The following is an 18949-nucleotide window of genomic DNA, read 5'->3' on the forward strand; positions in this document are numbered from 1 at the left end:
GAGTAAAAAACCAATAAAAGTAAGCAAATTACTTTTCGCGAATCATACAACTTAACCAATGGTTAAGTGAATAAGGGCGCACGGTGGATGCCTTGGCACTAGGAGCCGATGAAGGACGGGACTAACACCGATATGCTTCGGGGAGCTGTAAGTAAGCTTTGATCCGGAGATTTCCGAATGGGGAAACCCAATTGCTTTGATAGGCAATTACTCAACTACGAATACATAGTAGTTTGAGAGGAAGACGCAGGGAACTGAAACATCTCATTACCTGTAGGAAGAGAAAGAAAATTCGATTTCCTGAGTAGCGGCGAGCGAAACGGAAAGAGCCCAAACCAAAGAGCTTGCTCTTTGGGGTTGTAGGACAGACGATATGTAGTTAAAGATTTAGTCGAATGGCATGGGAAGGCCAATCACAGAGGGTGACAATCCCGTAGACGAAAGATCAATAACGCTAGTCTGTATCCTGAGTACGGCGGAACACGTGTAATTCCGTCGGAATCCGGGAGGACCATCTCCCAAGGCTAAATACTCCCTAGTGACCGATAGTGAACCAGTACCGTGAGGGAAAGGTGAAAAGCACCCCGGAAGGGGAGTGAAATAGTACCTGAAACCGTGCGCTTACAAGCAGTCAGAGCCCGTTAATGGGTGATGGCGTACTTTTTGTAGAACGGACCGGCGAGTTACGATTGCATGCAAGGTTAAGTTGAAGAAACGGAGCCATAGCGAAAGCGAGTCTGAATAGGGCGTCGAGTATGTAGTCGTATACCCGAAACCAAGTGACCTACCCATGTGCAGGGTGAAGGTGCGGTAAAACGCACTGGAGGCCCGAACCCACGTCTGTTGAAAAAGGCGGGGATGACGTGTGGGTAGCGGAGAAATTCCAATCGAACTTGGAGATAGCTGGTTCTCTCCGAAATAGCTTTAGGGCTAGCCTCGGATGATGAATATTGGAGGTAGAGCACTGTTTGATCTAGGGGTCCATCTAGGATTACCGAAATCTGATAAACTCCGAATGCCAAATATTTTAATCCGGGAGTCAAACTGCGAGTGATAAGATCCGTAGTTGAAAGGGAAACAGCCCAGACCACCAGCTAAGGTCCCAAAGTTTCAGTTAAGTGGAAAAGGATGTGGGGTTGCTTAGACAACTAGGATGTTGGCTCAGAAGCAGCCATCATTTAAAGAGTGCGTAATAGCTCACTAGTCGAGTGACCCTGCGCCGAAAATGTACCGGGGCTAAACTGAACACCGAAGCTGTGGATATCCGCATGGATATGGTAGGAGAGCGTTCTAAGGGCAGAGAAGCAAGATCGAGAGGACTTGTGGAGCGCTTAGAAGTGAGAATGCCGGTATGAGTAGCGAAAGACGGGTGAGAATCCCGTCCACCGTATGACTAAGGTTTCCTGGGGAAGGCTCGTCCTCCCAGGGTTAGTCGGGACCTAAGCCGAGACCGAAAGGTGTAGGCGATGGACAACAGGTTGAGATTCCTGTACTTGTTTGTATTGTTTGACCAAAGGAAGGACGCAGGAGGCTAAGCAGAGCACGTTATTGGATTCGTGTTCAAGCAGTGAGTCTGACACAGAGTGAAATGCTTCGTGTTAAAGACAAGCTGTGATGAGGAGGGAAATATAGTACCGAAGCTGCTGACGTCACACTGCCAAGAAAAGTTTCTAGTTAGATACAAACAACCCGTACCGCAAACCGACACAGGTAGTCGAGGAGAGCATCCTAAGGTGAGCGAGCGAACTCTCGTTAAGGAACTCGGCAAAATAACCCCGTAACTTCGGGAGAAGGGGTGCTGACCATTTGGTCAGCCGCAGTGAATAGGCCCAAGCGACTGTTTATCAAAAACACAGGTCTCTGCTAAATCGAAAGATGACGTATAGGGGCTGACGCCTGCCCGGTGCTGGAAGGTTAAGAGGAGTGCTTAGCATTAGCGAAGGTACGAATTGAAGCCCCAGTAAACGGCGGCCGTAACTATAACGGTCCTAAGGTAGCGAAATTCCTTGTCAGGTAAGTTCTGACCCGCACGAAAGGCGTAACGATTTGGGCACTGTCTCAACGAGAGACTCGGTGAAATTGTAGTACCAGTGAAGATGCTGGTTACCCGCGACAGGACGGAAAGACCCCATGGAGCTTTACTGCAGGTTGATATTGAGTGTCTGTGTGACATGTACAGGATAGGTAGGAGCCATTGAAGCCGGAACGCTAGTTTCGGTGGAGGCGCTGGTGGGATACTACCCTTGTGACATGGCCACTCTAACCCGCGACCGTAATCCGGTCGGGAGACAGTGTCAGTCGGGCAGTTTGACTGGGGCGGTCGCCTCCTAAAATGTAACGGAGGCGCCCAAAGGTTCCCTCAGAATGGTTGGAAATCATTCGTAGAGTGTAAAGGCAGAAGGGAGCTTGACTGCGAGACCTACAAGTCGAGCAGGGACGAAAGTCGGGCTTAGTGATCCGGTGGTTCCGCATGGAAGGGCCATCGCTCAACGGATAAAAGCTACCCTGGGGATAACAGGCTTATCTCCCCCAAGAGTTCACATCGACGGGGAGGTTTGGCACCTCGATGTCGGCTCATCGCATCCTGGGGCTGAAGTCGGTCCCAAGGGTTGGGCTGTTCGCCCATTAAAGCGGTACGCGAGCTGGGTTCAGAACGTCGTGAGACAGTTCGGTCCCTATCCGTCGCGGGCGTTGGAAATTTGAGAGGAGCTGTCCTTAGTACGAGAGGACCGGGATGGACACACCGCTGGTGTACCAGTTGTTCTGCCAAGAGCATCGCTGGGTAGCTATGTGTGGATGGGATAAACGCTGAAAGCATCTAAGCGTGAAGCCCTCCTCAAGATGAGATTTCCCATATCTTTAAGATAGTAAGACCCCTGAGAGACGATCAGGTAGATAGGCTAGAAGTGGAAGTGCAGCGATGTATGGAGCGGACTAGTACTAATCGGTCGAGGACTTATCCAATGGATATAAGATTGTATGATGGAATGGTAGACGACTTACAGATTCAGTTTTGAGCGAACAAAAGCTCATATAAATATTGTGTGGTAATGATGGCAAGAAGGACACACCTGTTCCCATCTCGAACACAGAAGTTAAGCTTCTTAGCGCCGAATGTAGTTGGGGGTTTCCCCCTGTGAGACTAGGACGTTGCCATGCAAGATGAAAAAACCAGTAGCTTTGGCTGCTGGTTTTTTTGTGGTTGTTTTCAAAAAAGGAAGGTTTAAACGTACTTTATAAACATGGCGTGGTCGATTTCTAGGTAGAGGTTGTTATGACGCCATTCGCGTTCATAGCCGAGACTATTACTGATAAAATGTTGATTGCCTTGCTTTATTTGGTGTCTGATGTGAACGTGTCCCATGATTGATTGCTTGATTGGGTAATCTTGATAGAAGGGTAAGTAGTCGTCGGTTGCGATATAAGCATTGAAGAAGTCGAACACCCGGTGTGGCATGGGAATAGTAAACTCAGGAATGGTGATGACATGGGTCAGAAGAATGATGTTTTTGGGTTGATGGTCTGCCATGACTTGATCTAAGGTTTCTTTGGTTTCCTGAGCGAATTGCTTAGAGACTTCTTTGTCAGTTGCTTGCCAATCTAGCCGGACTTTGTCTTGCCAGGTGACGAGTTTGTGACGGCCGGTCTCTAACTTTTCTTTTGTAAAGGCTGGATCATGGTAGGCATGGTTGTACCAACCTGTATGACCGACAACCGCAGTATCGTTGCCCACTATCAATGCTTTGTTTAACATACTTTGTGGGTGACTTTTAAAGGTATCGTGGATAGTCAATGTATGTTTTTTGGCCGACTTTGCTTCCCAGTAATCATGGTTACCTGGTATAAAATAAATCTTAGCGCCGGATTGAGCTTGTAATTTTTCCACAAATGCAATGGTCTTCTCGTAATGGTTAGAGATGTCACCGCCGATAAAGACTTCGTCTAGTGCTTGGTCGTTGATGTAGGCGGATAGGGTATGAAGAAAGTCTGTTTCTTGTAGGGTCTTACTGCGGTCGATATGTATATCTGATATAAATCCTAGTTTCATTTGTTTCACCCTTATTCTTGGAATCAACTCTATTCTACCATATGGCTTGAGAATGCATATTAATTGAATTTCTGCGGTCGAAAGCATACCATGAGTTTATAGACAAAAACTAGGAGGTATTATATATGGTAGACAATATTCAACCATTCACACAAGATGAATTTGAGAAAGAGATTAAGGATTTTCAAGAGATTACAGCAAATGTGGCGAAAGGGTTCTTAGAAGAAGACGAGGCTAAATTGGTATTTATTGGTCGTCCTACTTGTCCTTTCTGTCGTAAATATTTACCAAAATTAATCCAAGCCTTAGGCGATGATGTAAGCAGTACATACTATTTAAATTCTGAAGAAATAGCAACTGATGATGCTTTATCTGACTTCCGTTTTGAAGTGGGCGCTAAAACTGTACCTTCATTAGTTTACGTTGGTGGAGACGGTAAATTTAAAAACTTAAATGCGGATTCTTCAAATTCTGTAGCGGAAATTACGCAAGCTATTAAAGGGTAATGCCAGGTTAAAGGCAAGTTTAGTAAATATATCTTTGCTAAACCCTTAAGAAAGGTTTAAAGCGCATGAAATCGTTTGAATATATCTATATTTTTCTTTAGACTTATAGGTATAGAAAGGTGTGATTTTAATGAAAACGCCAAAAGTAGTGATGGGATTCCTAGCCGCCGGAGTATTAGCAGCTGGATATACTATTACACAAGTTCAAGCGGATGAAAATGCACAAGGTTTATATACAAGTAATGTGGCATCATCTCAAGTTGAATCAGCTACGACAAGTAGTGAATCAACTAGTCAATCGGAAGAAGCAAGCACAAGTACTGAGGAAATAGCCATTAGTGAGAGTGAGTTAGCTTCAGATACGTCTGAAACTTCAGCTACTAGTGAGGCAACATACACTACTGCAACAGATACTGAGGAAGCAAGTAGTCCTGTAGCGGAAACCACTACAAGTGAAGAACTGACAGATCAAACTGACACAGATACACCAGCTGCGGAGCCTGCAGTTGCTGAAGAAACAGCAGTGGAAGAAGCTGAATCAGCTGATCAAGTAGCAACAGAAGTTGCACCAGCAGCTAGTGAAGAAGCTGCTAGTGTGCCTGACCAAACTGAAAACCGTCAAATTATTATTGATCGTGTAGGTTTAGCAAGTGATGCACTAGATGGTTATAGTGATGAGCAAATTGCACAATCACGTGTAGAAGCAGAAAACTTAGGTTCTGACCCAGGTTACTCTTACTCATGGTTACTGCAACAAACGCCAGCTAACGCTGCAACACAATCAATGTAACAAATAAAATTAAAGAACCACTTCCCTTAAATCCATTGAAGATTTAGGAAGTGGTTCTTTTTATCATTCATTCGATACTTCTTTTAGTCATCTAAGAAAGCTTCCATCCGTTTGATGAAGTCTTTTAATACAGTAATACGCGCGTGACGTTTGTCGACCCCAGAAATGACTTTCCATGGGGCTTCTTTAGTAGAAGTTGCAGCAACCATTTCATTCATGGCGGTGTTATAGATATCAAATTTATCCCGGTTTCGCCAGTCTTCATCAGTGATTTTGTATTGCTTGTCAGGGTCTTTTTCCCGGCCCATAAACCGGTTATATTGGGTGTCTTTATCAATGATAATCAGGTATTTCAATAGGAGATAGTCCTGGTCAGTGATGTTGTGTTCCATCTGGTTAATTTCTTCGTAAGCTTCTTGCCACCGGTAAACTGGCGTCAGGTTTTCGATTCGTTCAACTAAGACACGGCCATACCATGTGCGGTCAAAAATCGTCATCCTTCCCAAACTTGGGAAGTCTCGGTAAAATCGCCATAGGTAATGGTGATTCAACTCTTCATCATTTGGGGCAGCGACGGTAGCCACGTCATACCCACGAGGGTCCATCAACCGGGTTAAGCGTTGGTAATTCCCACCTTTACCGGCAGCATCTGACCCCTCGTAGGCTACAATAACCCCTTTGTTTTCTTGGTAAGCCCTAAACAATAAGTTGGCAGCCTGTTCTTGCAAGTCTTCCTTGATGTCATCATAATCTTTTTTTGAAATTATTGGTGAATGATCAACTTGCCCCACGATATCTGGACTATTACCAATAAAGTCTAAGTCTAATTGCGGACGTGTCAAATCTCTAGACAGCCAATCTTCTAAGCAATCGATACAAGTTTTGAGGGCCAAACGGGATTGATCCTTTTGGTCATCCACATGTAGGATATGCCATGGCGTTTCCTCAAAGTTTGTTTTCTCCAAAATCTCCGTAAAGTGTTTACGGTAAGCCTTGTAGTTTTTCAACTGGTCCTTATCTTGCTTGGTGACTAAGACTTTTCGGTAATGATCTTCTTTCAAAGCCTCAATCCGGTCCGCCATTTCGTCCTTACTATGGTGGATAAAGAACTTAACCACTATGGTATCATCGTGGGCGAGGGCTTTTTCAACAAAGGAGATATCGTCTAAAACATGATTAAGTGTTTTCTCCTTCATATCCAGTTGGTGGAAGAGGTCATAGTAGAACGACCGGTCGAAGAAGACGATTTGACCGCGCTTAGGCGACCGCATGAAGAATCGGCGCAAATACGGGCGCTGTTCATCTTCCAAAGTACTTTCATCAAATACGGCCACCTCATAATGTTTAGGGTCCAGTTCACGCGTCAAATCCTTGAGCAAGAATCCTTTACCAGAAGCCTCCCAACCATCCACAATCACCAGCATACTTTTCTTGGTTTCTTGTAGTTGGCGGTGCAATTCAGCAAATTTATCACCTAATTCTGACCGTTTCATATCCTGTAATTCGACTGGAATACTTGTTCTATGAGTATTTTTGTTGGGTAACATCCGCGACACTTCTTTCTTTTTGGCAAAATGGCAATTAATATTTAAGGTCATTTTCTTGTACATATATTATAAAGCATAAATGCAATAATGCATAAGGATTGTGCTATTTTCGGTAAAACAGTAGGTATTTTTAAAGGAATCCAAGAGTTTTATGATAAAATAATTAGGAAGTTCTATATGAAAGAAGGAAAACTGAATGAGAGATTTTAAACCAGCGGTCGATCACTTCCATGAAACGGCCTATAAAGACAAACAAGACATCTACGAAGCATTAGCGCGCACCCATTCGCCACACACCTTAGTGATTACCTGTGGTGATTCACGTATTAATGTTGAGAGCTTGTTACAAGCCGGCCCCGGCGAAGTTTTCCAAATCCGAAATATCGCAAATATCGTACCAGAATACAACGACCCAGACCCAGTATTATCCTTACAAGCAGGTTTAGACTTCACTGTAACCTCATTAAAAGTCAATAATATTATCTTACTTGGCCATATTAACTGCGGGGGGTGTAACACTTGCCTAAACCCACCAGAAAATTTTGACGAAATGCCTTACTTAAAAGAATGGATTGGCAAGTTAAATCCAGTCAAGGAATCTATCGAAGACCAATTAGCTGAGTTAGACGATCCAGTTGCTAAGAGTGACTTGATGGAAAAAACGAATATCATTACCCAATACAACCACTTAATGGAATACCCAATCATCGCTGACCGTGTTGCAGCCGGAAACCTAAAAGTAGAAGGTTGGCATTTCCATACGGATGAAGGTTTTGTTGAAGTTTATCAGCCAGAAACAAAGACATTCAAGCGACTTTAAGTTAAAATAGATATAATTGAAGCGTCCTTAAATCAAAAGGACGTTTTTCTTTTCGATTTGAAGGAGGGACGAGAGATGAGGAATCCACAGAAAAATCAGTTAGAAGCGATCCAGCAGCTAATCAAAAATCCGAAGTCGGTTATAGGGATAATCTTAGCGGCGTTAGCAGTCTATGCCTCGCAAGAACCGTGGAATACGGACGACCAGAACAACAATCAAAGTGACCAAGCACAAGTAGCTGACAACGAATCAGATTCTTCAACGACTAGCGAATCTGCAACAGAATCCGCTCAAGCAACAGACGGGGACACAGTCCAAGTGGCTGAAGAAGGAACTTACACAAGTCCTGAAGAAGTAGCTGCCTACATCGATCAATATGACACACTGCCAGAAAACTACATCACCAAATCCGAAGCCGAAGATTTAGGTTGGGAATCTAGCGACGGCAACTTGTGGGAAGTAGCAGAAGGCATGTCAATTGGTGGCGATTATTTTGGAAACTACGAAGGCCTACTGCCAGAAGAAGACGACCACCGAGAAGCAGACGTTAATTATGATGGCGGTTTCCGCGGCGCTGAACGCATTATCTATTCAGACGACGGCGATATTTACTACACGGACGACCACTACGAATCCTTCCAACAACTCTATTAATCTTAAGGAGTGACAGGCATGCAAACACTTATCATTGATGGACAAGACCTTTATGGGCAAAAGGACTTGCACGATTACCTAGCAAAAGCCCTAGATTTCCCTAGCTATTACGGTGCCAATCTAGATGCCCTTCACGACATGCTAACTTCATGGCAAACACCCATCATCATTTACTTAGTCAACCTAGATGCCTTGTCAGACCACCTAGGCGCGACTTACAGCAAAAAGTTCCTCAAATTATTGTTGGATGTTGAAGAAAAGAATGCATTCTTGACGATTCTTAGGTAAGATGAAGACAAAGCATTTCTAGACGAAGCAATAAAACGAGCGAAGGAGGGAAGAAATGGGCGTAATGTTAACGTTAGCCTACGAGGTTGCGATTAAAGACCAACAAGTGGCCCTTGAAATTATCAATCAGGCCCACACCATGATTCAAAGCAAATTCCAACCAGCCTTAATGTCTGACAATATCCAATTAGACCATGCCATTCATAAGCAATCTATCCTATTTGTCGATGGTATGTCAGCATTCTTATACTACCGCCTTTTACAACAGGCCATTTACCCCATTCAAATCAATGGGGGGCTAGGTTTATCTGAGGATATTGCCCAGTCATTAACCTATTCAGAACAAGTATTAAAAGAAGCACAGAGAATGGGCGAAGGCTACATTTTATACAATGCGAACTTTTTTGAAGACGGCTTATTAAACATGCAATTGATTAACTGGCAAAAAATCATCCAAGAACAAACGCCAGTTGCCAGGGTATTGTCATTCCTCTATGAAATCCAAGCCCCTGTCTATGTTGACGGATCTATGTTGACCCAAGATTTCTTAGGGGAAGACTTGATTGCGCTAGACCAAGCCAAACAAGCCCTATATGCAGACGATGAAAAATTATTATCTATGACAGATATCAACTTTTCAGCCCGTAAAACCAGCAAGTGGTTGGAGGTCTTTGACCAAGTCGATAAAAACAAGTATTTTATCACCGGTTTATTTAAAAAAGGCTATGCCACAGCCGTTGCCAATATGACTTACATGACCCGGCAAAATATTGATTATCATTTCCGCAGTGGCCGGTTCGCGTTTGAGCGAGACATGCTTGCGACAATTGTCTTACAAATGGACCGCGAGATTGCCACACTAGGTTAGGCAAAGCAAATAAGTAGATCAGTAGACCAGTGGAAAAAGAATACATGAGGAAAAGGTTTGAGAATCACCATTTACTGAGGGATTTTCAGGCCTTTTTCTTTGAGATGGATTGTAAACAATAAGTAAAGATTGTGTTTACAAAAACGAAACGTTTCCAAAGGGTCTTCTACTTGAGCAAGGGCGAAAGCCTTTGGTAATATGAAGAAGGAAAGCGTTCGGAAGAACCGAACTAAACTGAACTCTAAAGGAAGCATTATTGGGATGATGTTATTTGTATGGGAATGAAAGGAAAATGGTGAACGTTTCATGGAATCATGGGATAAACAAGAAAGTCGACGCAAAGCCAAGCTACAAGGGCTAAAAGAAAAGATTTACTTGAACTGTGTCAATATTGATGCACCCTTTATTAAGGCATTTTCTCTGGCGCATATCTTATATTTAGCTGCCTTCTTTATGATTTTACTTGCCATGTTTATTTTTAGAGACTTTATCAACATCCACCAGGTAGTTATTGGTCGTGTCATGTTTACCATTTCCATTTTACAACAAATACTCTTATACTCTTGGTATTATTTCGAAACCAAATTCGACTTAAAACAAGCCTTACCACTGCACATTTGTCGCCTATCAACTATAACGGGACTGATTTACCTACTAACAGGTAACCAAATGGTCATGCAAGTATTATTCTATTTCGGACTTTACGCTTACTTCTCATTTTTTATGCCAAGCCGTATCAACAAAATTTACCACGTATCAGGCCTAAGCTACTTTTTAAACCATGTTATTACGATTTTGATTCCATTCTTCGCTTACTTCACCACAGGATGGACACCCTCAATCCGCGGTTTAATCGTGTCACTAGGTGTTTTTGCAGTTTACTGGTTTGTCGCATTAATGGTCAACCAATCAACTGGCGGTAACTATTTCTACATGAAATATCGCCCAGTACCAGCCTTAGATAAAGTCAACTTCAAAACCTATGCAGTAGGAAACTTTATCTTTACAGTAGGGCTATTCTTGATTGGCTACAGCATCTTCAATTTCTTTGTCTAAATATTTTGCTAAAAGAACATACGCACGCTGAGTTGAGCGCTAGCTCTACTTGGGGTGCTTTTTTCAATGATGGGCCACACGGAATACGCTAATAGTGGGATTTTTATAAGTTGGCGGCCAATTGGAGGAGCGCTTGCTTGGATGAATTAAAATTCACCGGGACCCGACGCCAATGATTCAATACCTCAACGACATTATCGAGAAATAATAAAACTCCTTCCTATTCATGTATCGACGGGTAGTGGGGACGACTTTAAACCGGGATATTTCAAACGGGCAAGTGACTATTCGCGAGTATGACTGCCCCATTGAAGAACGGTTTACGCATGCCCGGCTCTTTTATCCGGATGAAGTGCAACAAGCCATTGAGCTAGCACCTGTAATCCTTTACCTCCATGGTGGGGGCTTCATCGGGCGCTAATATTGCTGCAGCCATGAATATCTATGACATCGAATCGGGTAACCAGTGGATTAAACAGCAAATTCTCCTTTACCCCGTCGTTAATATGGCACTTAAGGAAACGCCGGGTTATGAGTGGTCCTTGGACGAGTATGATATCCATGACAACGACGAAATCATTACCTTTATCGTCAAGTCACTTGGAATCGGTGTTCATTATATTAACAAGTTATATGCTAAAAATGTGGACCTCAAAGATCCGCTGGTGTCGCCACTATTCGCTTCAGATAAAACCATTCAACAAATGCCACCGACCATTATTGTGACGGCGGAATACGATTTCTTGCGGATTGAGTCAGAGGCCTATGGCAAGCGCCTGCTGATAAATGGTGTCCAAACGTCCTTCTTCCGTTACCTGGGTTTAGACCATGGTTTTGTCTATAAAATAGGGATTTCCCCCTAATCAGAAGATGCCTTAAGTGAGATTGGTATCCGCTTTAGAGAGACCTTTGGCTTGGGGAAAATGACTGAATCTGAAAGTGTGTGACCTTTTCCTTCAATATCTAAATGGGTTTCATGTATAATAAGGTATATAGTATTTTTCACATACAGAAGAAAAAATGTAAGTGATCAATTTTAAAAGGATTAACAAAAAAGGGAGTGTGTAAAATGTCTTATAAAATTTCACGAAAAGCTTCGGAGATAAACAAAGAAGCGAGTGCCATCCAGCAGGGGAATACCCTAGCGATTTTTGGTGCGACTTTAGTTACCGGAATTATTACAGGCTTGATTACTTGGGCAATTGAAATGATTACCGGCACAACCGATACGACAACCGCAACAGATTCTATGTTGACGATTGCGGGTATGGCATCGTTGATTATTTCGATCTTTATTTCTTTCCCGTTAAGCTTAGGGATTGACTGGTCGGTTTTACGATTGGTGGATGAGGATCGTTTCCATATTGGGAATATTTTCGAACCGTTCCAACGTCGTTATTTCCGTAATATCTGGAACCAAATTATCTATACTATCGTCATCTTTTTATGGACAATCTTGTTTGCCGTAGTTCTTGGTGGTATTGGTGTTGGAATCTTCTACCTAACAGGTCAATCTTTAACACCGCCAACTGACTTAACAGCAGGTGATTATTCAGGATTAGCAGGTCTTGCAGTAGGGTTAGTGCTTCTTTTTATCATCTTGTATAGTATCTTGATGACAATCGTTACCTTGCGTTTAGCGATGAACAGCTACCTACTATTTGACAATGACCGTATTGGTGGCCGTAAGCCATTGAAAGTGTCTAAAGTCATGATGAAAGGGAACAAGTGGACCTTATTCTGGATTGGTTTCCAAAATGCCCTTTACCCAGTCTTACTAGGTATTGTGATTTTTGGTGGTTTAGGACTATTAGGTGCGTTTCTAAATAACGGTGGTATCTTAATTGCTATCTTAGCGATTATCGCGACTGTAGCCATCATGATCTTCTCGATTAAATATACAATCCGTCAAATGGTTGCGACAGCTTTACTATACCGTTTAATTACTGACGAGCACGGTGATGACTTAGACCTTCGTTTTAAAGAATTAGACCTAACACCAGACGCACCAGTAAACAACTACCACACTGAGCAACGTCCAGCCTTTACGGAAAATGCAGCAGCCATTCATCCAGCTGATGATGTCGCAACAGGTACTGCCGCTAACCAATCGATTAGTGAAACTGAAGCAGAAAAAGAAACAAAAGCCGCTGACCAAGCTGACAACCATGTTGGTGAAACAGCCGCTACAGCAGCAGGCGCTGCCGCGGTATTCTCCTTAGCTGATGAAGAAAAAGCTGGCCAAGATGATGAAGTGAGCGAATCTAACGAATATAAAGCAGAGACAGTAACTGACAATAATGTAGGTGGATCTTCAGCCTTACGTGGTTCATACCAAGTAGGTCAAGATGCAGATGTACGTCAACCTTACCAAGCAACTTATACAGCAAGTGAAGGTCCTATCTCAGCCATCCGTAACCACTTTACGGTAGAAACGTCTGATTACAACGCAGAAAGACCAGTACAAGAAAAGCCAAGCTTTGACTTGAATGCAGGTCCAGCATCAGAATCAGCAGCTGTACGTCGCTCATACGTAGTGGGCGGCCAAGCAAGCTCAGATGATGCAACAAACAATGAGGACCAAACGCCGGGAAAGAAACCTTATAACATTATGGGCTACAACACACCAGACCGTACCGATTTTGGTAAAGTTGAAAATGCCAAGGATGTTATTCTAGCAGCTGACAAGGCTGACTCAGGTGAGGACGGTATGTTAAACCCTAGTGATTTCGATAAAGACGTGGATTATGAATCAGAAATCAATCCAAATCACCAAAACTAATTGAATACTTGTCAAAAAACAAACCACCACCGTTCCTTTATATAAGGAGGTGGTGTTTTTGGATATGTTGGATGTTTCTATGCAACTGATTGGCAATGTCGGCTTTCCCATATTTGTGTCGATTTACTTGATGACGCGAACAGAGAAAAAGCTGGATGACCTAATCGCAGCCGTCGAAAAACTAGCACAATAGATAAAGACGCCTAGCCCATTCAATTTCGAATGAGGCTAGGCGTCTTTTTTGTTTATTCACTTAAACCTTGATCAATGTTTAACAGGATTTCGTCAACTTCATTTGTTTCTTCACCATCAACCGCTCCGATACTATCAACAAGGCCTTCATTTGCATAAGGAGAGTCTTTTTGCCCGTCCCAAGCAGCCTTATGAATTTCAACAGCCACTTTTTCTGGAATGGCTAATGCTTGAATGTCCGCAATCGCAGCTTCACGAACGGCTTTCATGGTCTTAAAGTGACGCAAGACTTTAGTCCGCGTCTTAGGACCTACCCCGTCAATGCCGTCCAGTTTAGAAGTAAAGGATTGTTTACTTCTAGTCTTACGGTGGAAGGTAATGGCAAATCTGTGGACTTCATCTTGAATCCGTTGCAAGAGATGGAAGGCCTGGGACCGAGGATCAAGCGGGATAATGGTTAGAGGATCACCAAAAATCAGGTTGGCCGTCCTATGCTTATCATCCTTGACCATACCAGCCACTGGAATGTCTAAACCAAGCTCATCTTCCAAGACTTCCTTGGCAGCATTCACTTCAATTGCACCACCATCCATCAAGATTAAATCAGGAAAATGCCCATTCTCTTTCAGGAGGCGTCCATAACGACGCCGGATAACCTCTTGGGTTGTCGCAAACTCATTGGATCCATCAACCGTCTTGATCTTGTACTTGCGGTACATAGATTTATTCGGACGCCCGTCCTCGTAAGCCACCATCGCCGATACCGGGTTTGTCCCTTGGATATTTGAATGGTCAAAGCTTTCAATGACTTTCAAGTAGGGCAAGTTCAAGGCTTCAGACAATTGGTCAATAGCACCAGTTGTTTTTTGTTCTTTCATAGCCAACAATCTAAATTTGTCTAGATGGGCAATCTTGGCATTTCGTTGTGCCATCTGCAGCATCTTGTGCTTGTCGCCTCGTTTAGGTGTCGATACCTTCACTTCAACCGTATCCGCAATCAATTCATTGTCCAAGTTACCCGGCACCAAAATTTCTTTAGGCTTAGTATGATTGGCTTCTTGGTAGAATTGGACGATGTAGGAAGTCAACTCCTCTTCAGGGTCAGAATACACTGGGAAAAGGGCCGAGTCCCGCTTAATAATAGAAAACTGCCGTAACAAGAATACCTGGATGGAAATCCAACCTTTATCAAAGTAAAAAGCGAAGACATCACGGTCATTGTATTGCTTGGACATGATATTTTGCGGTTCAACCGTTTGTTCAATATAGTTGATTTGATCACGGTACTCAGCAGCTCGTTCAAACTGCAAGTCTTCAGAAGCAGCAGCCATTTTCTCCTTCAAATCATCCTTAATATTCTTCACGTCACCATTTAGGAAACGGCGAATCCGTGCTTTCTGCGCCTCATATTCTGCAACCGGCACCTCATGGTCACAAGGGCCAATACATTGTCCGAGATGGTAATAGAAACAAGCCCGCTTTTCATTCTTCCCGCACTTACGCAAAGGATAAGTCTTCTGTAGCAAATCAAGCGTACCGGATGCAGCATAAATATTCGGATAGGGACCAAAGTACTCGCCATCATCATCCTCCACCACAGACGTAATAATCATCTGCGGATCGCGCTCCTTGGTAATCTTGATATAAGGATACATAGTCCCATGCTTCAAGCGAATATTGTAGTGAGGCTGGTGTTTCTTAATCAGATTAATCTCCAGCAACAAACTCTCTTTATCCGTTTGTGTGACAATATAGTCAAAATGGTCAATTTCACTCACAAGCTGAGCCGTCTTCCCGGTATGGGTCGACTTGAAATAAGAACGGACACGATTTCTTAAATTCTTCGCCTTACCAATATAAATGATTTGGTCATCCGCATTCTTCATAATGTAGCAACCAGGCAAAGCTGGTACAAGGGTCAACAAATTCTCAATTAACTCACTAGCCATCCTTGGCCTCCTTTCATCAATAATAGGGGCCCTAGCATCAGGCCTCCAAATTTAAAAGAATCATTTCATAAAGATAGGTTGTCGCTTATATCGCAATTACTATTTGTTATGCTAGTGAACTTTCTAAGAAAAGTAACACTTATATTGAAATATGGCTAATCTTGATTATCCGAACTGTAATCAAATTATCGCCGCGTTAGTTGGTGATTCTTAAAAGCATATGCTAGCAACTAGCACGGTCTAACTTAGCCACTAATGCCATATCAAAATAGTGCGATATCTTTCTATAACTACCTTACGTGTTTCTTATTTTAGGATAAGTATTTTTTCCTATTCAATCCAAAATTATACCACGCAGAGGTGGTTTTGGGCAGTAATTTGAATGCGTGGGTGAAATAGTAGCTTAGAATTGGTATATTTCGTCTTTGTGTTATAAGGATTGGGCTGGATATGGTAAAATATACAACAAAGCTAGCAAGTACAGGGTGGTCCTTTTTCAAGAGGGCTACATGTAGATAAAGCAAATTTCCTAGGCTGAGTGAGATTTGAGTTTGGGAAATAAAAACCAAGGAGGAATTGTTATGGCAAAAAAATCAGCTTTCAACACTTTATTAGGCTTGGGCACCTTAGCTTTAGGTGCTGCTTATGTTAGGTGGCAAAACTATACTGTTGGAACGACAGATTACTTTGTCGAGAATCCTCAATTTAAGGACAGTTTAAATGGTTTTACCATTGCTCACCTATCTGATTTACACTTACCTGACCAAAATGTAAATTTGAATGATATTTTAGACCATGTCTATAAAATACAGCCAAATATTATCGCCATTACCGGGGATATTGTGCAAACTGATGCTACTAATTTAGATGAAGCGACCTTGTTTACATTCTTTAAAGCTTTGACTGACATTGCACCAACATTTGCCACTTTTGGTAATCATGATGCAGCGTCATTGCAACATAACCTTTTAGTCCGCACCATGGGAGCAGCAGGTATTGTTCATTTGAATGACCGGGCCATTACCTATACTTATAAGGGTCAACCGCTGACCTTGATGGGCTTAGATGATAAAATGAATAAATATTTCTTAGTTGGAGATGCACTGAGAACAGTTGATTTAACAGCTGAACAAATGGCTCAACCAAAGATTTTATTAGCTCATCACCCAGAAGCATTCTTACGGTATCATGAAAATATCAATAAATCACCTGATTTGGTTTTATCAGGTCATGCCCATGGTGGCCAAATTCGTGTACCAGGTATTGGTGGTTTATTTGCACCTAACCAAGGAAAATTACCAAAATATACTTCAGGTGTATTCTATTTGCCAGGTAACCCTGACAAGCAAATGGTGGTTTCGCGAGGGATTGGGGCGTCAAGCTTCCCAATTCGCTTAAACAACCGACCTGAAGTGATTGCAGTCCATTTAACAACGGATATTGACCGGGCTGTTGATGGGTTAACCAAGTCAATTGATTACATCACTGAACAAGAAGGCGGGGTAACCTTTCAGCAAGTAGAAAATCAATACCTAGCCCGCAAACAAGAACGTGCGCAAGCGCAAGGCTACTTTTCAGTAACACCGGATGCCACAAGTAGCCACGAAATTATCGATGCCATTGATAAAGAAGCAAATGTTGATGCCTATACATTGGTGCCGAATGAGGAGGAAACGGATATGACAGATCCAAGAGAAAATCCTTTTGTAGACAATAATGACTATGATGATGATGTAGTAGACCGTTCGACGATCGAAGCCCCTAAATATGAGGCTGATGATGAGGAGAAAGTACCGCATAACCCAAGTATTAAGTCGTCTTATATCTTGTTGGACCCAGAAACAAATGAAAAAACAGTCGTAGATGAAAACGTAAATGCAGAGAAAATTTTCTCTGATAATTTAAATGAAGATGTATTTATTGTGAAGGACCCTAAGAAAAAATAGGGGTTAATGACTTAAAGGAGAGGGCCTAACCATGGCCCTTATCTTTTATAGGGATAAGAACCCAAAAGCAGTAAATTAGAAAAAAGAAATAGAGGACTAAAATGACGGAAAATGATACACAAACAACTGGTTTTGTAAGCCAATTACCTACTGGCCTTCAAGAAAAATGGCAGTCAGCTGGCTTTGGCCAAGCAACTGACATTCAAACGGAGACCTTCCAACCCATGTATGATGCTCAAAGTGTGATCGCATCAGCACCAACAGGTTCAGGGAAAACCTTGGCTTATTTACTACCGGTTTTAAGCCGAATGGTGGCTGAACGAGAAGCGTCCCAAGGTCAATACAATGGGGGCTTGAAATTGATTGTTTTGGTGCCTTCACAAGAATTGGCTTCCCAAGTTGGGGATGTGGTCCAAGCGTGGGCACGAGCTGTTGACTTCAAAGCCATGAAAATTATTGGTGGCGCCAATGTGAAGCGGCAAATTGAGAAAATTAGAGAAAGACCGGATATTGTAGTCGGAACTTCAGGCCGGATGATTGAACTGATTGACCAACGTAAGTTGAAGGTTCATGAAGTGGATACCATCATTATTGATGAGGCGGATGCTTTGTTAGATGAGGAACATATTGGCCAAACCAAGCAATTCGTTAAAAAATTACCGGGTAGAGCGCAAGTAGCTTTATTCTCAGCAACAGTACCAGATACTTTGGCTGGCTTAGCTAGTGACTTATTGGCTGAACCTGTGGTTGAATTGGCAGCTGAAAAAATAGGAACGGCCTTTGAAAAACAACGACAAGATGGCTATATTAACGTTCCTGTTCGTAAGCGTGACGATATGTTGCGTCGACTTGCTCAAGTTGAGGGGATGCAGGCCTTAGTCTTTGTCCGTACGGTAGCTGAAATTGAACAGTTGCAACAAAAATTGCAGTTCAACCATATTCAAACGGCTTACCTACATTCGAAGATGGCGGCGCAAAACCGCCAGCAAGCCATTGCTAAGTTCACGAAGGGTGAATATACTTACCTATTTACAACGGATGTGGCGGCACGTGGTTTGGATATTGAAGACCTACCTTTGGTTATTCAGTATGATTTACCAGCGACCCCTGAACAATATACTCATCGGGCTGGGCGAACTGGCCGTATGGGGAAAGAGGGGATTGTCCTGACTTTCGTTAACGACCGTTCGCTTAGAGATTTGAAGAAGCAGGTTGGTGATGATATTCAACTGACAGCATTCTATACTTATGGGGGGCAACTGACGGACCAGGTACCGAGTGCGAGCCAGAACGACGAAGACCAACCCCTTTTACAGGAAGAAAAAGAGGGGCCGGCTGTCAAAGCAAAAGTACGGGTGAAAAAGCCGAAACAAGCGAATAAAGCGGCGGCACCGGCGAAGGCGCGCAAGAAGAACCGGAAGCGAGATAATAAGAATAAAGGGGCTAGACGGCACAAGGATTAATCTAGACTGGTCGAGCAACTTGGAATTCGATACAATGAAG

16 protein-coding genes and 2 rRNA genes are annotated in these 18949 nt (G+C 42.9%); 15 read left to right on the plus strand and 3 right to left on the minus strand.

The features are described from left to right. The first annotated feature begins 60 nt into the window (after positions 1-60). Together AWM74_RS05610 and rrf are read left to right on the plus strand one after the other, a co-directional pair. Positions 61-2964 (plus strand): 23S ribosomal RNA (locus AWM74_RS05610). Positions 2965-3043: 79 nt separating this feature from the next. Next, a 5S ribosomal RNA gene (gene rrf, locus AWM74_RS05615) occupies positions 3044-3159 on the plus strand. A gap of 64 nt (positions 3160-3223) precedes the next feature. On the opposite strand, the gene AWM74_RS05620 is transcribed toward rrf, so the two are convergent. Then, positions 3224-4048, minus strand: coding sequence for a metallophosphoesterase (locus AWM74_RS05620; protein ID WP_026465833.1), 825 nt, complete (start codon positions 4046-4048; stop codon positions 3224-3226). Between the two features lie 125 nt (positions 4049-4173). Between AWM74_RS05620 and AWM74_RS05625 the strand changes: the two genes are divergently transcribed. Together AWM74_RS05625 and AWM74_RS05630 are read left to right on the plus strand one after the other, a co-directional pair. After that, positions 4174-4554 carry a DUF6568 family protein gene (locus AWM74_RS05625; protein ID WP_026465832.1) on the plus strand — a complete coding sequence of 127 codons (381 nt, stop codon included), beginning with the start codon at positions 4174-4176 and terminating at the stop codon, positions 4552-4554. Between the two features lie 130 nt (positions 4555-4684). Beyond that, a complete protein-coding gene (locus AWM74_RS05630) occupies positions 4685-5344 on the plus strand; it encodes a hypothetical protein (protein ID WP_026465831.1) in 660 nt (219 codons plus the stop codon). A gap of 83 nt (positions 5345-5427) precedes the next feature. Here the strand turns inward: AWM74_RS05630 and AWM74_RS05635 are convergent, their stop codons facing one another. Beyond that, positions 5428-6891, minus strand: coding sequence for a phosphate--AMP phosphotransferase (locus tag AWM74_RS05635; RefSeq protein WP_026465830.1), 1464 nt, complete (start codon positions 6889-6891; stop codon positions 5428-5430). Between the two features lie 196 nt (positions 6892-7087). Here AWM74_RS05635 and AWM74_RS05640 point away from each other — a divergent pair, with 196 nt between their 5' ends. From AWM74_RS05640 to AWM74_RS09350, 9 genes are all read left to right on the plus strand, one after another. Further along, positions 7088-7711 (plus strand): carbonic anhydrase, encoded by a 624-nt coding sequence (locus AWM74_RS05640; RefSeq protein ID WP_016896519.1) that lies wholly within the window; start codon positions 7088-7090, stop codon positions 7709-7711. 75 nt (positions 7712-7786) lie between these two features. Next, positions 7787-8365 carry a ribonuclease domain-containing protein gene (locus AWM74_RS05645; protein WP_060774346.1) on the plus strand — a complete coding sequence of 193 codons (579 nt, stop codon included), beginning with the start codon at positions 7787-7789 and terminating at the stop codon, positions 8363-8365. An 18-nt stretch (positions 8366-8383) separates the two neighbouring features. Then, positions 8384-8653, plus strand: a complete 270-nt coding sequence (locus AWM74_RS05650) for a barstar family protein (RefSeq protein ID WP_026465828.1) — start codon at positions 8384-8386, stop codon at positions 8651-8653. Positions 8654-8708: 55 nt separating this feature from the next. Continuing rightward, the gene (locus AWM74_RS05655) at positions 8709-9521 is read left to right on the plus strand and encodes a hypothetical protein (protein ID WP_026465827.1); all 813 of its coding nucleotides are present in this window, start codon (positions 8709-8711) and stop codon (positions 9519-9521) included. A gap of 306 nt (positions 9522-9827) precedes the next feature. Continuing rightward, on the plus strand, positions 9828-10577 hold the full coding sequence (locus tag AWM74_RS05660; RefSeq protein WP_026465826.1) for a YwaF family protein: 750 nt from the start codon (positions 9828-9830) through the stop codon (positions 10575-10577). Between the two features lie 226 nt (positions 10578-10803). Continuing rightward, complete coding sequence (locus tag AWM74_RS09410; RefSeq protein ID WP_148639033.1) at positions 10804-10998, plus strand: alpha/beta hydrolase family protein; 195 nt, start codon at positions 10804-10806, stop codon at positions 10996-10998. Next, the gene (locus AWM74_RS05665) at positions 10973-11440 is read left to right on the plus strand and encodes an alpha/beta hydrolase fold domain-containing protein (protein ID WP_051218210.1); all 468 of its coding nucleotides are present in this window, start codon (positions 10973-10975) and stop codon (positions 11438-11440) included. Before AWM74_RS09410 ends, AWM74_RS05665 begins: the two co-directional genes overlap by 26 nt. Before the next feature lie 206 nt (positions 11441-11646). Then, positions 11647-13359 carry a DUF975 family protein gene (locus tag AWM74_RS05670; RefSeq protein WP_060774347.1) on the plus strand — a complete coding sequence of 571 codons (1713 nt, stop codon included), beginning with the start codon at positions 11647-11649 and terminating at the stop codon, positions 13357-13359. A gap of 64 nt (positions 13360-13423) precedes the next feature. After that, positions 13424-13552 (plus strand): YvrJ family protein, encoded by a 129-nt coding sequence (locus AWM74_RS09350; RefSeq protein ID WP_003143129.1) that lies wholly within the window; start codon positions 13424-13426, stop codon positions 13550-13552. A gap of 52 nt (positions 13553-13604) precedes the next feature. On the opposite strand, the gene uvrC is transcribed toward AWM74_RS09350, so the two are convergent. Next, a complete protein-coding gene (gene uvrC, locus AWM74_RS05675) occupies positions 13605-15500 on the minus strand; it encodes an excinuclease ABC subunit UvrC (protein WP_026465824.1) in 1896 nt (631 codons plus the stop codon). Positions 15501-16081: 581 nt separating this feature from the next. Between uvrC and AWM74_RS05680 the strand changes: the two genes are divergently transcribed. Both AWM74_RS05680 and AWM74_RS05685 read left to right on the plus strand, forming a co-directional pair. After that, positions 16082-17446, plus strand: a complete 1365-nt coding sequence (locus AWM74_RS05680) for a metallophosphoesterase (protein WP_026465823.1) — start codon at positions 16082-16084, stop codon at positions 17444-17446. 101 nt (positions 17447-17547) lie between these two features. After that, complete coding sequence (locus tag AWM74_RS05685; protein ID WP_026465822.1) at positions 17548-18909, plus strand: DEAD/DEAH box helicase; 1362 nt, start codon at positions 17548-17550, stop codon at positions 18907-18909. Positions 18910-18949 lie beyond the last annotated feature (40 nt).

It is taken from the genome of Aerococcus urinaeequi (assembly GCF_001543205.1).
In the GTDB taxonomy this organism is placed as follows: domain Bacteria; phylum Bacillota; class Bacilli; order Lactobacillales; family Aerococcaceae; genus Aerococcus; species Aerococcus urinaeequi.

Bases quoted from the DNA above. Each gene is read 5' to 3' on its own strand.
- AWM74_RS05685 (WP_026465822.1), top strand. From the start codon at position 17,548: ATGACGGAAAATGATACACAAACAACTGGTTTTGTAAGCCAATTACCT.
- AWM74_RS05660 (WP_026465826.1), top strand. From the start codon at position 9,828: ATGGAATCATGGGATAAACAAGAAAGTCGACGCAAAGCCAAGCTACAA.
- AWM74_RS05625 (WP_026465832.1), top strand. From the start codon at position 4,174: ATGGTAGACAATATTCAACCATTCACACAAGATGAATTTGAGAAAGAG.
- AWM74_RS09350 (WP_003143129.1), top strand. From the start codon at position 13,424: ATGTTGGATGTTTCTATGCAACTGATTGGCAATGTCGGCTTTCCCATA.
- AWM74_RS05670 (WP_060774347.1), top strand. From the start codon at position 11,647: ATGTCTTATAAAATTTCACGAAAAGCTTCGGAGATAAACAAAGAAGCG.
- AWM74_RS09410 (WP_148639033.1), top strand. From the start codon at position 10,804: ATGTATCGACGGGTAGTGGGGACGACTTTAAACCGGGATATTTCAAAC.
- AWM74_RS05665 (WP_051218210.1), top strand. From the start codon at position 10,973: ATGGTGGGGGCTTCATCGGGCGCTAATATTGCTGCAGCCATGAATATC.
- AWM74_RS05645 (WP_060774346.1), top strand. From the start codon at position 7,787: ATGAGGAATCCACAGAAAAATCAGTTAGAAGCGATCCAGCAGCTAATC.
- AWM74_RS05620 (WP_026465833.1), bottom strand. From the start codon at position 4,048: ATGAAACTAGGATTTATATCAGATATACATATCGACCGCAGTAAGACC.
- AWM74_RS05640 (WP_016896519.1), top strand. From the start codon at position 7,088: ATGAGAGATTTTAAACCAGCGGTCGATCACTTCCATGAAACGGCCTAT.
- uvrC (WP_026465824.1), bottom strand. From the start codon at position 15,500: ATGGCTAGTGAGTTAATTGAGAATTTGTTGACCCTTGTACCAGCTTTG.
- AWM74_RS05635 (WP_026465830.1), bottom strand. From the start codon at position 6,891: ATGTTACCCAACAAAAATACTCATAGAACAAGTATTCCAGTCGAATTA.
- AWM74_RS05680 (WP_026465823.1), top strand. From the start codon at position 16,082: ATGGCAAAAAAATCAGCTTTCAACACTTTATTAGGCTTGGGCACCTTA.
- AWM74_RS05630 (WP_026465831.1), top strand. From the start codon at position 4,685: ATGAAAACGCCAAAAGTAGTGATGGGATTCCTAGCCGCCGGAGTATTA.
- AWM74_RS05650 (WP_026465828.1), top strand. From the start codon at position 8,384: ATGCAAACACTTATCATTGATGGACAAGACCTTTATGGGCAAAAGGAC.
- AWM74_RS05655 (WP_026465827.1), top strand. From the start codon at position 8,709: ATGGGCGTAATGTTAACGTTAGCCTACGAGGTTGCGATTAAAGACCAA.